Raw genomic sequence first — 15,160 nt, 5'->3', positions numbered from 1 at the left:
CCCCCGCCGATACCCTTTCTTCTGAATTGGGTATGGTTTATGGAAAACGGTTTTTCAATATTATTTCCTTCAGGGCCGACCGTTGTGGAATGGACGGGGTAATCAGTTTGGAAGGCACCCTGATCGGCATTGCCGGAAGCTGCATTATTGCCGCTATTTATGCCCTGGGATCAGGATGGGATATCAACTTTTGCTTTATCGTTATTGCCGGTACAATAGGTAACCTTACCGATTCGATACTGGGTGCTTTGTTTGAACGTAAAGGAAAAATCGGGAATGATGCGGTCAATTTTCTGAATACCCTAGCGGCGGCACTGGTTATGGTGCTGTTGGCTATACTGTTTCTCTAGATAATTTATTGGCTCAAAATTTAAGCTTTTATGAATACCACTTAAGTAGGTCGATGCTAACATCATTTTTATAATCAAAATCGTTGGATTTATGCATTTGAAATTAGAGATATCCCATCCAGAATATCTCTATTCTAACCAAATATAAACCTGCTATGAGTCAGGAATATTTTTATATATTTATTTATATTATATCTATAGATTAACTATACAAATTAATACAAATTATTTAATGTCCGCCAAATTTAATTTGGTTAGTTTTTTCGGTCAGTTACATTGTGACAATTCCATTATACACCTTCGCAGACTAGCAGTGCAGTTTGGGATTTGTGAGGCTATAATGTCTATGGATTTTATCTATATTTGCAGGCCCAGGATTTTATTTAACCGGTTGTGAAGGGTTGCAAAATTTTAAGCCATTTTATAACCCCTACAAGGATGTAAATCCATTACTGTTAACTAAAATGCATGATGGCCAGAAAAGGTATTTTGGCCTTATAACTGGGGAATTAGAAAGATAAATGATTAGATTAAACAATATTACCAAAACATTTGTACTTCGCGATAGATCGGTAAAAGCACTTTCGGATGTTTCGATACATGTACCAAAGGGCAAAATATTTGGGGTGATAGGTGCATCGGGAGCGGGTAAGAGTACGCTGATCAGGTGCGCAAACCTGCTCGAACAACCAACTTCGGGTGAGGTATTTATCGATGGAAAAAACCTGATGCAACTTTCGGGGAGTGAGCTTGCCAAAGAACGCAGGCAGATCGGGATGATATTTCAGCATTTTAACCTGCTTTCCTCACGCACGGTTTATCAGAATGTGGCTTTCCCGCTCGAACTGGAAGGGGCTTCGAAAGCGAAAATACAGGAGCGTGTTTCTGAACTGCTCAACTTTGTAGGTTTGGCAGAAAAACACGCAGATTATCCTGTAAATTTATCAGGCGGACAGAAACAGCGTGTAGCCATTGCCAGAACACTGGCCGCAAGCCCCAAGGTACTGCTCTGCGATGAGGCTACCAGTGCGCTTGATCCTGAAACGACTACATCTATTTTAAAACTTTTAAAAGATACCAATGAGAAATTTGGTATCACGATATTGCTCATTACGCACGAAATGCAAGTGGTTAAGGCAATCTGCGATGAGGTAGCCGTTATCAGCGGAGGCGTGTTGGTAGAACAGGGGACGGTAAGCGAAATATTTTCGCACCCCAAAAGCGAACTCGCCAAAAAGTTCATTTCATCTTCCATTAAAGTAACGCTTCCTAAAGAATATGAAGAACAGATTAAAAACAATTCATCCGGACTGGGCAATCCCATTATTAAACTCAGTTTCAATGGCGATGCGGCCGATAGTGCTGTACTTTCGGAGGTGGCATCATTGTTTGGGATAAACAATAATATCATTACCGCACAGATTGAACATGCAGCTGGCGTAAAATTTGGGACTATATTGGTAGAAGCCCAGGGTGATCCCGAAAATCATGTCAAAGCAATCAATTATTATAAAACTTTAAATATCGGCGCGGAGGTACTGGGTTATGTCTGAATCTATGATTAAGCTCTTACTGAGCGGTACACTCGAAACCATTGTAATGACATTTGTTTCAGGTTTCTTTGGCTTTGTTTTGGGCCTGCCAACAGGGATATTACTGTTTATTACGCGGAAAGGACAGATTTTAGAGCATCCTTTACTAAACCGTATCCTCGCCATATTGGTGAATATTTTCCGCTCCATTCCATTTATTATTTTAATCGTTTGGATGATCCCTTTTACCAGGGCATTGGTTGGCACTTCAATAGGCGTAAAGGCCGCTCTGGTTCCCCTGAGCATTGGAGCAGCACCCTTTATTGCCAGGATGATAGAAAACAGTCTGCTCGAAATTCCTTATGGTCTTATTGAGGCAGCTAAGGCACTCGGCGCAAAACCAATGCAGATTATCCGAAAGGTATTACTTCCTGAAGCTTTACCCGCAATCATCAACAGTGCATCCATTACACTAATCACTCTTGTTGGTTATTCGGCAATGGGCGGTGCGGTTGGTGCAGGCGGACTTGGACAGATCGGTTATCAGTATGGTTATATCGGCTATGATGTGCTGGTAATGAATACCGTGCTGGTATTGCTGGTGATTATCGTTTTCCTTATCCAGTTTGGTGGCGACCGCCTTTCAAAATATTTTGATCACAGAAAATAAAATACAAAATCCCATAAAATGAATTTCACTTTAAAAAAACGTCTTAATTCAGCGTTAATATTAGCATTAACTATTTTGGCCGCCTGTAACGGTGGTACTAAAAAAAATGATCCCAACCACATTATCGTTGGGGTAGAATCAGGTCCGGAATATAAAATTGCACAGGTTGCCCAAAAAGTAGCCAAAGAAAAATACAACCTCGATGTTGAGCTGGTGCAGTTTAATGATTACGTGATGCCCAACGAAGCGCTCCATCAGGGCGATATTGATGCCAATGCCTTCCAGAATAAACCTTATCTGGATGTACAGGCAAAACAGCGCGGTTACAAGTTTGCCATTGTGGGTAATACCTTTGTTTATCCCATTGCAGGTTACTCTAGGAAAATCAAAAACCTTAAAGAGCTTAAAGATGAAAGTACCATTATTATCCCGAACGACCCTACCAATAGCGGCCGCTCGTTATTGCTGCTTCAAACTGCCGGATTGATTAAACTCAAAGATGGTGTTGGTCTTTTACCTACACTTAATGATGTAACAGAAAATCCCAAAAAACTGAAAATCCTTGAGCTCGAAGCGCCACAGCTTCCGCGCTCGCTTGATGATGCCAATGTATCTATCGCGGTAATCAACAATACTTTTGCAGCACCTATAGGGCTGGTTTCTACCCGCGACGGACTTTTTATCGAAAACAGCAAATCGCCTTACGTAAATGCAATTGTTGCCCGCGAAGACAATAAAGATGATGATAAAGTTAAACGTTTTGTAAAAGCATATCAATCGGCCGAGGTAGAAGAAGCTGCAAAACTTGCCTTTAAGGGAAGCGCAATTAAAGGGTGGTAAACGATGAATCTTAAGGAGCGTTAAACCAATATCCCTTAATATCTTTTTAAATAATTTGAGCTGGTTTTAAAATGACATCCATTTTAAACCAGCTTTTTTTATGGGCAACATCAATCTATTTAATGCGGTACTGATTTTTACATTATTTCAAACGTTTGAAATGACGGTTTGAAGGCTTTGCCGGTTTTTGAAGGATATATGGAGCGATCAGGAATTATAAAGCTATTTACATTAGCTTAATTTGCTTCATGATATGTTAAAAATCCTAATTAGCGGCCATTCTAACAGCCGTGCCTGCACTGTTTTCATTATGCCAATATCCGGTTACTTTAAAACCGTATTAACATTATTCCTTTTCTTTTTTGCAGGGGAGTTTTGCCAGGCCGAACAGGCTCCACCGAAAAGTATTTCGGTTTATAAACAGTTGCCAAAAGACCGTGATGCTGTTTATTTTACCCCGGCTAATTTCGGGATCACTACCGATGGGAAAACAGACGTATCTGATGCGTTGCAACAGGCCATCGATAAATTAAAAACCCGCGATAACTTCGGGGTCGTATTTATACCTGAGGGCAAATACCTTATCAGCAAAACAATTTATATCCCAACAGCCATCAGGATTATAGGTTTTGGAAATAAACGGCCGCAGATTATCCTCCGTAAAAATTCCCCTGGTTTTCAGATGCCCGATACTACAGATAAGGGGCTGGCAAAGTATATGTTCTGGTTTACGGGTGGTATTCCGCGCAACGGGCGTGTGCCGGATGCAAATGCCAGTACATTTTACAGTGCAGTATCAAACCTGGATATTTTTATCGGAGACGGTAATCCCCAGGCGGTTGCATTCCGTGCCCATTTTGCACAGCATAGTTTTATATCCCACGTTGATATACATACAGGCAAAGGTAAAGCCGGTTTATTTGATGTGGGAAATGAAATCCGGAACGTCCGTTTTTTTGGAGGAGATTATGGTATATATACCACCAAACCATCTCCTGGCTGGCAATTCGTGATGCTTGATGCCTATTTTGAAGGCCAGCGGAAAGCAGCGGTGAAAACCCGCGAAGCAGGACTTACCATTTTGGGTATGGTTGTGAAAAATGCACCGGTAGCCATTGATATCGACCTTAACCATTATGAAAAACTGATTATGGAGAACAGCCGCCTCGAAAATGTAAAAACCTTGGTAAGCCTGGGTTTAAAAGATAATTCCCTTAACCAGATCAATATGCGCCAGATCGCTTGCCGCAATGTTCCTGTTATCAGCCATGATAAGCATACCGGGAATACAATTAAAGGTAACACACCTGTATACCTCATCGATAATTTCAGGGAAGGTTTACAAATGGATGCTATTAACGCAGATGCGGTGTACAAAACGGTATGCGAGGTTACAGACCGGAAGGAATATTCAGCCATAAAAAAAACTATCCAACAGCTTCCCGAAATGAATACCTGGGTAAACCTTCAGGATCTTGGCGCCAAAGGTGATGGAAAAACAGATGATACCAAAGCTATCAGGGATGCAATAGATCGATTTCCCAATATCTATGTACCACAGGGCCGTTACAGGATTACGGGAACCATAAAGTTAAAGGAGAATACTGCCCTTATTGGCCTTAACCCAATATCTACCCAGTTTTTACTTGCCGACAATACCACTTTCTTTGGCGGTTTTGGTGCGCCAGTGGCCATGATTGAGGCCCCAAAGGGAGGAACAAATATCCTCAGTGGAATTGGGCTTTATACCGGTATCTATAATAACCGTGCCGTGGCCTGCAAATGGATGGCCGGAGCAAATTCGCTGATAGACGATGTTAAATTTATAGGCGGTCATGGTACGATGGAAAAACCTGAAGCAAGTTCTGGCGGATTCCGCAATTCAGGGAATAGAGATAAGCGCAGTGAAGAAGAAGCCCGTACACAGCCCGGCATTGATGAAGCCTGGAATACACAGTACGCCAGTATTTGGATAACTGATGGCGGAGGAGGCACCTTTAACAACATATGGAGCGCAAATACTTTTGCCAATTCCGGTGTATACGTTTCGGATACGGCCACACCATCCAATATTTATGCTTTATCGGTAGAGCACCATGTTTTAAATGAAGTAGTGTTTGATCGGGTATCAAACTGGAATATTTACGCCCTTCAAACAGAAGAAGAGAACAGGGAAGGATCTTTTGCGCAGCCCCTCGATCTGCAGAACTGCAGTAACCTGCGTTTTGCCAATCTGTACATGTATAGGGTTACGCGGGTAAATTTACCTTACCCGGCCGGTGTAAGGACATGGAACTGCCAGAATATTGATTTCTCAAATCTGCATAACTTCAGCCAGACCAAGTTTGTAAATACATCATCGATATATGATGTGAACTCTGACACCGAGATCAGACCCTGGGAGTTTGCCCATGCTGTGATAAACAGTAATGCAGATCAGCAGAAAAATGCTGCCCGGGATATTCAAGAACCGGTGCAGCTGGCCAAAGGTTTTGAGTTTGCCAACGGCATTACCGGGGATAGCAAAGGGAATATCTATTTTTGCGAATCGCGTTTGCGCCGAATATATAAATGGTCAGCCGGTTCAAACTCGCTTAGCATCCTTGCAAATATTCCATGGGAGCCCCTGGCACTTGGAGTAGATCAGAACGACCGCTTATTGGTCGTATTCAAATACTTTGAACGCGAAGGTTACCCACAGTTGGGAACTTCTACCAAAGGCTGGGGATATGTGGGTTTTACCCCGATGGTTTACAGTTTTGATCAGGAAAAACAGGGATATGCTTTAGAGTTGCTGCAAAAGCACCCTATTGATTCCCTGTCCAACATTGCAAGGATATTGTATCCATCCAATAGGGGCGTTGGCTTTTATGATTATGACAGGGGGAAAATCAGGGCAGCGAAAGATGCCTATGTTGCCGGAGACGGCAAAACGGTGATTCCATTAGTTGCAGATCTTTTTAGGGCAAATGGTCTTCAGGAAGCCCGGCCAGGGAAAATATTATATGCCACAGATGAGTTTAACAAACGTACGGTGAAGTTTGATGTAGGTAGTAAGGGTGAATTATTTGATCTTAAGGGTTTTACTGAAAGGGGTGAGTTCGGGGCGGCAACTGATAACCAGGGCAATGTTTATGTTGCCGATGGGAATATCTTTGTTTATAATGGAGAAGGGAAACAGATCAGGGAGATAAAGGTACCGGAGCGGCCAACAACGATTTTTGTAAGCCCTGATGGTAAAAACCTGTTTTATACTTCGCGTTCTGCTTTGTACAAGTTATCAATTGTGGACTAAGACAGATTTGCACCGCGCAAAATAATGGCCTATTTTTATAAAAAAAAATACACAAATGAAAAAAATAGTACTGGCATTTCTTTTATTAACCGGCGGACTTGCATTACACGCACAAACCTATCAACCGGTTACGAGTAAAAATAAAACCTATCTGGAAACAGTTAAGGGACTTTCGTATACTTATAAAAATGGAATTGTTACCCTAAAAAACAATGGAAAATATAATCTTGGTACAGTAAGTATCATTGCTTCTTCGAAAACGGACGCCAATTTGTTCGGGATTGCGTTGTTTGAAGATGGACTTGAAAAAGGACATACACAGCAGGCCAGCGTTTATTTTACCACAGGGAAAGATAACCATGAGGTTGCTTTAACTGCGATAGATCAGAAGAGCCTGGTACTCTCCTTCGATAAAGCGGTAAGGGCCGTAAATTAGATGGTCATTGCCATTCAAGGTTTTTTGTCTCCCGTTTGGAACCATTCCTTATTTTTGCGTTAATTAAATGGCCGAACCGTTTATGACAAGATAATGGATAATAGATTTTCTGATAACAGCCAGTTAATGGTGGTTTCTGCTTTTTCTGAACTAATAGAAGCAGATTTTCATGGGGATAGAAACGCAGTTTGCTGGTACAGGAACCTGGTTGGAGACTTCGGGGAAATCGTGTCTAAACTTCAGTTGAAAGAAAACCTGACAGAAGTTTCGATGGAAGACCTCCATGCCCTTAAATTATCAGAAGAAGGTGTTATGGCAAGGGAAATTATCCTAAAAGATTTTCAGCTACTGGCTGATTCGGGTGCATCGCCTTCTCTTAACTTACTTAAAAATTACCAGCGTGATGATGAATTCGATTTTATATCCACAGATGTATATTCTTTTCATGTAGACCGTTCGCCCATCGGTACCGATACTTTTTTATGTACTTATCATGGTACTGCCAGCGAAATCTTACCCAATAACCAGGTTGAACAAAAAATACTGATCCCGGAAATTAGGCAAAAACTTAAAGAACTATATGATGGTCCGGAAGCTGGTTTTGATGCCTTTTTAACAGAACATTATTTTGACATGCATTACCGGCCCAAAGCCGGCGCCATTCCTTTAAACCTCGGTACAGGGCACCTGTGGAGGTTGGCAGTAGATCATCCCGGTAAACAGTGTTTACCCTGTGTGCACCGGGCACCTATCGAAAAAGACGGCGAATACAGGTTGCTCCTGATCTGTTAAAACAGATTAAGGTGTTCTGAATAAAGTGAATACATTTACAGTACAAAATATGAGTACATTAGTGTTTATAGTATTTTATCCCAACGATAACCTTTAAGATATGAACACCCTCGGAAAGTCTGTTAAAAGAGCGTATGTACTTTTGTTTGCAAGGCGGATTTTTTATCCTGCAAATCTTTTTCTGTATAAGTTGAGCCTGTTCGGATTAGGCCTGAGGAACTACGAGAACGATACGGTATCTGGTGAAAAGGCTTTTATCCGGTTTTTGAAAGCACTTAAGAAGTTTGATTCGGGTGCAATTTTAGATATTGGTGCCAATGTAGGTAACTATTCGGTAATGTTGAGAAAGAACGGTATCAACCTGCCCATTTATGCTTTTGAGCCGCACCCGGTAGCATTCCGTAAACTAAGTGAGGCTGCAATAGCCCACAACTTTATAGCGGTACCTGAAGGTGCTGGGGAGGAATCCAGCATGGCTGCTATTTACGATTATCAGGGCGATGGGGGATCGGAACACGCCAGCATGTATAAAGGGGTAATAGAGCATCTCCATAAAGGGAAAGCCGAAGAGGTAGCCATAGCACTTACTACTATTGATGAGTTTGTGGCCAGGTATGATATCCGGAAAATTGCCCTGCTGAAGATCGATACGGAAGGCCATGAGCTAAGTGTATTAAAAGGGGCCAAACAAACCATCGCAAGTGGAATAGCAGAAGTAATTCAGGTAGAATTTAACGAAATGAATATTATCTCCAGAACCTTTTTTAAAGATATTGTTGATATACTACCAGGTTACGACTTTTACCGGATGTTGCCGGATGGTTTAAAAGCGTTGGGCCCATATAACAGCACGAATTACGAAATATTTTCGTTCCAGAATATTGTAGCACTTAAAAAGTCCATTAATTAATAGGCATTTTTATCCCCTTTTACCATATTCATCAATGTTTGGAAAATGATCTGGCAATCGAGCCATATGCTATAGTTTTCAATATACCATAGGTCAAAGTCAATACGTTTCTGCATCTGACCTGCTTTCCTGGTTTCGCCCCTGTAGCCGTTTTCCGGAGGAATCTTCCTATCGGGGTAACCCTCAAAATGTTGAGTGTGGCCTGCAGGTATTGCCCGTTAGCATTTATGGTAGCGCTGTCGCTTACCATAGAACGGAACTTATAACAGGTTATTCTTTTATTGTTTAAGCCCTGCCGTTCTTGCCTAAACAGAACAGGACCGGATGATGACAGTTTGATAAGCAGGGCAATGCACGGAAACAGCCACCAAAAAATGGTTACGAAAAGTATAGAGGTAAAACAGAGTTCAAAAATACGTTTAAGCCTTTGCTTCGCCGGATCATCCAATGGGGAGGTACGTATAGTTAAAAGCGGAAATGTACCGAATAAATTCATGCTGGCTGTTGAGGTACAGAAACGGTGGCAATCAGCAATTATCCTCACCCTTTTAGCCTCTTTTTCACTGGCAATAATAATTTTTTACATTTCTGCACCCTGTGTTTCCGGCAGGGCTACAATAACATCGTCTATTTCATAATCCTCGAGGATCCTGGGCAGATCAGTTATTTTTCCGAGGTACTGTCCGTTGATGCTGGGATTGGTTTGTTCATCTATAAATCCTATTTCGGGGAGCGGTGCCCAGTTCGGAATATAGGTTACCCGCTCCGGATCGATCTTCCATCTATCAAACAGATTGTTAAAGGCCTGCGTTATACTGATTACATGTGTGCTCTTTCTAAGTAGCGTTGATTCAAGCTTTTTGAAATAATACCAGAGAGGGAAGCCCATAAAACCCAGTTTGTTCCTGGCGATCTGCTCAATGGCAATGGAATAGATATCCTGGCACCAGTATACAAATTTAATCCCTTTCCTGATGCAGTATGCTTGCAGATGCTGTTATACAAACAAAGGTGTTGTACTGCTCACCACTATATCGGGTTTAAATACTTCCAGTTCGGCAATGAGCTGACCGGCGTATTCGATTTCCTGTTTCCGTCTTTTTAAAAAAGAATATTTATCGAATATTCCTCTAATTGTAACCGGTAGCAGGGCTAAGCCGGGATGCGAAAGGTGCAGGTTTTCAAAGTTTCCTTTGGGCGATTGGAACGCGAAACAGAGTAGGTATGCAATACCTAAAATCCGCTCTGCGCAAACTGCTTGCTGAGCTGTAGTGTAAAAGCGTGGCCGGAGTGATCGTTAACTACAATTTTCATGCTTTTCTCCTTTCATATAACAGGTCCATTTGAAGTATCTGCAATTTTTCGGTCTGAAGGAAGCCTACCGGGGCAATTAATTCAAATCCCAGTTTTTTTACAAAATCGTGCATTTCATCAAACAAAGGTTCGCCATCGTACATTTGAACAAAGGAGGTTTCGAATAACAGATAGTCTATTTGGTGCAGGCAGTTTGCAGCACCTTTTAATACTTCCTTCTCAAAACCCTGTACATCCATTTTTAATAATACCGGTGCATTAAAATTTATCTTGTGGTGCAGGTCGTCCAATCGTTGTACGGGTATTTCTATCTGCTGCGATCGGGCTGTTTTAGGGAGCATATCTTTTTGCAATGCCGATACATGCAGTGCCGAACTGGCATGGGAGTAGGCATTGCTGTAAAATTCGAGTGTTCCGTTTGAGTTGCCCAGCGCCATATTGTAAGTGCTTATGACACTTAACCTGCTGGTATTGTGCTGTAAAACTGTAAATACCTCAGGTAACGGCTCAAAAGAATGTATCTGCGCTTTTGGATAAAAATGATTTGCAGCTATTGCAAACTGGCCCTTATTGGCACCTGCATCTATAATGGTACTTAATGCCGGAATGTGATGCGTACAGTTGTGCAGTATTAGCGTTGAAGCTACGGAAGCACCTTTTTCTGATAGCGACCTAAGGCTTCTGCCCGAGGCCAGGAATATTTTTACGGCATCTGATATTTTAAAAAGCTTGTTCATGTCGAAAATTTGAGGTTCCAGCAGTCTTTATAAAAGTTAATTGTTTCTTGTACACTTTTGCTCCATGTAAATTGTTGCACCTGTTGTAGTCCCTGTTCAATCTGTGCCTGTCTAAATGTTTCATTTTCCAGTAAACTGATCTTTTCAGCAAATAACAATGGGTCTGGCCTATCGGCCATTAGTCCGGCTTTGCCCACAACTTCGGGCATTGATGTCATATTGGTGGTTACTACAGGGCAACCGGCTTTCATGGCTTCTCCCGGCGGGAATCCAAAACCTTCGTAGGCGGAAGTATAAAGGAGGCAGAAAGCGTGGTTGTATAATATGTTCAGCTCATTCTGACTTATGGTTTGAAAAATATAATAACGACCTGGTATTTTTTCGTTCATCATTTCCATTTCTTTTTTATCCCATGGCTCACCGCCTACGGCTACCAGCCTGAAAGAGCGGGGGAGCAGCTCCATGGTTTTTACAGCCGTATAAAAATTTTTGTAGTTCCTGCGTGCGCCAACATAGAGCACAAAATTTTCCTGTAGATCAATGTCGAGGGAAAAACCGAGTATCTGCTGTTTGTTGATCCGACAGAAGTTTCCGATACCATGATGGATCACTTTTATCTTTGCCGGGTTAATGTCGGGGAAAAAATGAAGCAGTTCTTCACGGGTACTGTTTGAAATACATATAATACCATCTGCACGCCTGATCGCATAGGCTTTCTGCATGGTATTGGCCAGTCCGCGTGGAAACTTTGAGGCCAGTTTCCGTTCATGCGCAAAATCATGCACAGTAAGGATATTCAGGATGTCTTTTTGGGGCGATACCCGTAGATATCCTCCATGAAAAATGGCTGCATTTGGCAGAGCATAACGCAATGGCAGGTAGCGGAGGTATTTTAGCGGGATTCTACTTTCCTTTATACAAGGGAACCGGTTATAATCAATTTTATTTTCGAAGATATTATCTGATTGTGGCCGCGCATTTAAAAAGCCGATTGATAGCCCGCTGTTGCACATACCCGACAGCAGTTCGTACCAGTAGGCTGAAACGCCGCCGGCTTTCTGAATGGAAAATACGCTGTTGTCGAAAAATACCTGCATCTAATTTGTCTTTATATCCATATGTTTAACATTACCGGGTTGCCGGATAGGTAATGGATCCCTTTTACGGGATATTTGTATTGCGGTACCACACTTTTGATTATGGCAATCAGTTTTCTATAGTCCTGTTTTTTAGGAAAGGTGGTGATTGTTATTTTCGGTTTGCTTACTCGGAGGGTTTCCAATGCCTCCTTAATTATATTTTCTTTCGTGTTCATATTCGTTTATGGGTTCGTAATAGGCGCAGAGTAATGCCACTATGATAAAAAAAAGATCAATCTGACTAAAAAAGAAGCAAACGGCTAAATACGCCAGGTAGCTACGTGCAAAGAGCGGCGTTTCTTGTGCCGTTCTGGTGAGTATGAAGAAAAAGAAGAACAGGGAAACAGCGCCAAATTCTGCCAGGATAAAGAACCAGCGCATGTTTAAGTTTTGGCCGCCAATGCCTTCCACCCGGTTTTGATAAATCGCTTGTCCGAAAAAATAATGCGGCGGAATGAATGTACTGTTCCCTGGACCGTAACCGGATATAAACAGATAGGGCTCATCCCTCAGGAAATCGACTACCGGCAGTTCCATGTCCCGTTGCAGCGGAATTCCAAAAATAACGTTGTTTTTGCGCCATATGTCGTTGTTATAGCGGTAAGTAGATCTTTCGAGTAGCAACCGGTATATCGGCTGGTTGCGGTTAGCCAGATATTGTTTCATGAAATATTCTTTAGATGCCGCCAAGAGCAGGAAAATACCTATGATTATGCCCAGAGTACCGACTATTTTCCATCTAACCGACAACATTTTAGGCAGACAGAAGAATAAAAGCCCCCCGGCGACGATATTCACCCAAAAGGTTTGTGAAGCTGTTAGTATGCCCATAACAAACATCACCGTTGCCATTTTATAGTTCCGGTCTTTCAGGAAAAAGGGGATGGCCAAAGAAAGAAAAGCACTGAACACTTTAGGTTCCGCAAATAAGGCCTGTACCCGAATGCCGAGTGGCCCATTAATCTCCATCAGCAGGTAACGGCTTTGTAATCCTAGCAGTTCACTTAGTTCTACATTCTGGAAAATGAGTTGAACAGTAATTTGGATAACGGCTATGATACAAGATATAACCGCAATTTTTTTTATGCTATCGGCAAATTTTTCAAATGAAAGCTGTTTGCGGTCCTGCACTATTTTGGCGCCAATGGCAAATAAAGGCAGGTAAGTTTTGATGTAAAAATAAATGGGTTTGGTATAAAATGCATATAACCTGCCGCCAGGGTAATTAAAAGGATCCTTGTAAAACTGTGAGATTAAGAATACTGTAATACTTGATAATAGGGGTAATATCAATAGCAGAAAATAATTTTTTCGGATATATTGTTTGCCGGTAAAAAGTTGGTGCGCCTGTTCAACGAAAATATAAATGCCAACAAAAAAAGTCGCCGTAAAAGTGGGACCAATTACCAGCATGGTATATGCTTCTGATGCAAAGGCATATAACAAGGTATCAATAATAGAAATCCGCCTGTTGTAGTACAGGTAAAGCAGGATCATAGCAATAACAATGGGCATACTTTCTCTGAAGCATTCCACGAATAAATTACTGCTCTGAAGACTACTGTATACGGTTTTCATATTAGCTTACCATTTTATAGATCCGTTTGCACAGGTTAAAGAACCATGTATTTTTTTGAGCTATTTTTTTGATTGCCATGTAAAACCTGCCTGGGCTAAACAGCATTTTAAGGCTATACCTGTCTGCTGCATCATCAATATTGTTGCTTTCTGGGTGTGTTATATCCGTTATTTTGCCATATTGTATTTTGTTAAACCATGATGGAGCAGACTGGGTATGTGTAGCATGTGTGCCAAAACCGATGTTTTTAACCAAACAAACGTTTGGCGTAACAACTGATCCTTTACTAAACCATACGCTCATAAACCACTGTATGTCCCAGGTATCTATTTGTGCCCGGTATATAGCTTGCAGTTCCGATTTCAAAAATGTGTTAAGGCCTTCGGTAGAAACATCTCTGTAACGCTGAAGGCTGAAATCGTAATGCTGCCATGCACGTTGCCAGCTCGCCCACCCCCATACATGTGCATAACGCGAAAAATAATAGGAACCATCTCCACGCGGTATGCCCCCCTGATAATTACTTCCATTAACATGCATTACCTTCTCGTTCGTACGGTATTTTTCAAGCATGGCCGTACAGAAAGAAAAGAAAGTGGGGTCAGGTAAACAATCATCTTCCAGTATAATGCCTTCTTCTACATGGTTAAAAAACCAGTTGATGGCACCGCTCACGGCCTTGCCACAACCCAGATTTTCAGTACGGAAAAGTGTTTCTACCTTACAGGGCCAGTCTATACCATTTAAAATCGCTGTTCTGGTCGTTTCACACAGCGCTGCCTCCTCTGGCCGGTCTGCCCGTGGACCATCTGCAGCAATAAACAGCCGCTCTGGCTGTTGCAGCCTGATCTGTCCGAATACCAGCAAAGCCTGTTCGGGGCGGTTAAATACCAGAAGTAAGATCGGCGTTTGTAACATTATTTGGTTGCCTCCAATGCAACAGCGTTATTAAATCTAATTTCTTCTTCTACCAGTTCGAACATGGGATCATCACTATCGTTAAAAGCACAGTTCCTGATGTTTTTAAAACCTGCGGCCTCAAGCTGGTGTGTTAGCGAAACATGGTCCCACATGTACAGGTGTTCGCGGTTACCAAGCGCCAATTGTACCAATTGTTTAAGTCCCTTTACGCGTTCTTCTTTTCCGAGAAGCGTTTCTTCCATAAAAGCAGAATTGGCCTTAGGGTCGTTGTTCGAAAGCTGATCAAGGTATCTTTGGGCAGCCCCGGCCAGATCGGGCAGTACACACCTGAAGTATCCTCCTGGTTTCAGTATCCGGTAACTATTTCTGATCGCCAGCAGGCAGTCTTTATAAGCAAGGTGTTCAAGTACATGCGAGCAATAAACGCCATCGCACGAGTTTTCCTGTATACCGGGAAGGCCTTTAAGGATATCGCCCAGTAAAACACCGGCATGAAAGGATACATGCATGGCCGGCTTAAGCAATTTCCCGATCAGGGGAATCCGCTGGATCCTGAGGGTGGGCGATGCATCATAGTTTTTCCAGCCATCCGGTGCCGAAAAAGGACCACTGCCATATTGTACGTATAATTTGCTTTCAGACATA

At 42.1% G+C, this 15,160-nt stretch carries 15 protein-coding genes and 1 pseudogene; 8 read left to right on the top strand and 8 right to left on the bottom strand.

What is annotated here, in order from left to right:
* From B2V92_RS00135 to B2V92_RS00100, 8 genes are all read left to right on the top strand, one after another.
* On the top strand, positions 1-350 hold a 350-nt coding region (locus tag B2V92_RS00135; protein WP_293303703.1), incomplete at its 5' end, for a DUF92 domain-containing protein.
* Positions 351-871: 521 nt separating this feature from the next.
* Complete coding sequence (metN, locus tag B2V92_RS00130) at positions 872-1,903, top strand: methionine ABC transporter ATP-binding protein MetN (RefSeq protein ID WP_293303701.1); 1,032 nt, start codon at positions 872-874, stop codon at positions 1,901-1,903.
* A gap of 4 nt (positions 1,904-1,907) precedes the next feature.
* Positions 1,908-2,552: a methionine ABC transporter permease MetI gene (gene metI, locus B2V92_RS00125; RefSeq protein WP_414691884.1), complete on the top strand. Its 645-nt coding sequence runs from the start codon at positions 1,908-1,910 to the stop codon at positions 2,550-2,552.
* Between the two features lie 18 nt (positions 2,553-2,570).
* Complete coding sequence (metQ, locus tag B2V92_RS00120; RefSeq protein ID WP_293303698.1) at positions 2,571-3,392, top strand: methionine ABC transporter substrate-binding lipoprotein MetQ; 822 nt, start codon at positions 2,571-2,573, stop codon at positions 3,390-3,392.
* A gap of 253 nt (positions 3,393-3,645) precedes the next feature.
* Positions 3,646-6,687: a glycosyl hydrolase family 28-related protein gene (locus tag B2V92_RS00115; RefSeq protein ID WP_293303697.1), complete on the top strand. Its 3,042-nt coding sequence runs from the start codon at positions 3,646-3,648 to the stop codon at positions 6,685-6,687.
* A gap of 55 nt (positions 6,688-6,742) precedes the next feature.
* Positions 6,743-7,123: a hypothetical protein gene (locus B2V92_RS00110; RefSeq protein WP_293303695.1), complete on the top strand. Its 381-nt coding sequence runs from the start codon at positions 6,743-6,745 to the stop codon at positions 7,121-7,123.
* Positions 7,124-7,216: 93 nt separating this feature from the next.
* Complete coding sequence (locus tag B2V92_RS00105) at positions 7,217-7,915, top strand: DUF1826 domain-containing protein (protein WP_293303694.1); 699 nt, start codon at positions 7,217-7,219, stop codon at positions 7,913-7,915.
* Positions 7,916-8,015: 100 nt separating this feature from the next.
* Positions 8,016-8,825, top strand: coding sequence for an FkbM family methyltransferase (locus tag B2V92_RS00100; protein WP_293303692.1), 810 nt, complete (start codon positions 8,016-8,018; stop codon positions 8,823-8,825).
* Here B2V92_RS00100 and B2V92_RS26545 read toward each other — a convergent pair.
* The 8 genes and pseudogenes from B2V92_RS26545 to B2V92_RS00070 form a co-directional block, all read right to left on the bottom strand.
* Positions 8,822-8,989: a sugar transferase gene (locus tag B2V92_RS26545; RefSeq protein ID WP_414691885.1), complete on the bottom strand. Its 168-nt coding sequence runs from the start codon at positions 8,987-8,989 to the stop codon at positions 8,822-8,824. The two genes, B2V92_RS00100 and B2V92_RS26545, sit on opposite strands and share 4 nt — an antisense overlap.
* A pseudogene (locus tag B2V92_RS26540) lies at positions 8,986-9,321 on the bottom strand (sugar transferase); the annotation flags it as partial. The gene B2V92_RS26545 and the pseudogene B2V92_RS26540, both read right to left, overlap by 4 nt.
* Before the next feature lie 84 nt (positions 9,322-9,405).
* Positions 9,406-9,714: a nucleoside-diphosphate sugar epimerase/dehydratase gene (locus B2V92_RS00095; RefSeq protein ID WP_293303691.1), complete on the bottom strand. Its 309-nt coding sequence runs from the start codon at positions 9,712-9,714 to the stop codon at positions 9,406-9,408.
* A 421-nt stretch (positions 9,715-10,135) separates the two neighbouring features.
* Positions 10,136-10,876 carry an FkbM family methyltransferase gene (locus tag B2V92_RS00090; RefSeq protein WP_293303690.1) on the bottom strand — a complete coding sequence of 247 codons (741 nt, stop codon included), beginning with the start codon at positions 10,874-10,876 and terminating at the stop codon, positions 10,136-10,138.
* Entirely contained in the window at positions 10,873-11,973 is a 1,101-nt protein-coding gene (locus B2V92_RS00085) for a glycosyltransferase family 4 protein (protein ID WP_293303688.1), read from the bottom strand. The genes B2V92_RS00090 and B2V92_RS00085 overlap by 4 nt, the downstream gene beginning before the upstream one ends.
* Positions 11,974-12,165: 192 nt before the next feature.
* Positions 12,166-13,593, bottom strand: a complete 1,428-nt coding sequence (locus B2V92_RS00080) for a hypothetical protein (RefSeq protein ID WP_293303686.1) — start codon at positions 13,591-13,593, stop codon at positions 12,166-12,168.
* A 1-nt stretch (position 13,594) separates the two neighbouring features.
* Positions 13,595-14,512, bottom strand: coding sequence for a nucleotide-diphospho-sugar transferase (locus tag B2V92_RS00075; RefSeq protein ID WP_293303684.1), 918 nt, complete (start codon positions 14,510-14,512; stop codon positions 13,595-13,597).
* Positions 14,512-15,159: a class I SAM-dependent methyltransferase gene (locus B2V92_RS00070; protein WP_293303682.1), complete on the bottom strand. Its 648-nt coding sequence runs from the start codon at positions 15,157-15,159 to the stop codon at positions 14,512-14,514. The genes B2V92_RS00075 and B2V92_RS00070 overlap by 1 nt, the downstream gene beginning before the upstream one ends.
* Position 15,160 lies beyond the last annotated feature (1 nt).

The sequence above is a fragment of the Pedobacter sp. UBA5917 genome, assembly GCF_002432345.1.
GTDB lineage: Bacteria > Bacteroidota > Bacteroidia > Sphingobacteriales > Sphingobacteriaceae > Pedobacter.
Note: the sequence above shows the minus strand (reverse complement) of the source record. Positions and strands in the feature narration are given on the sequence as shown.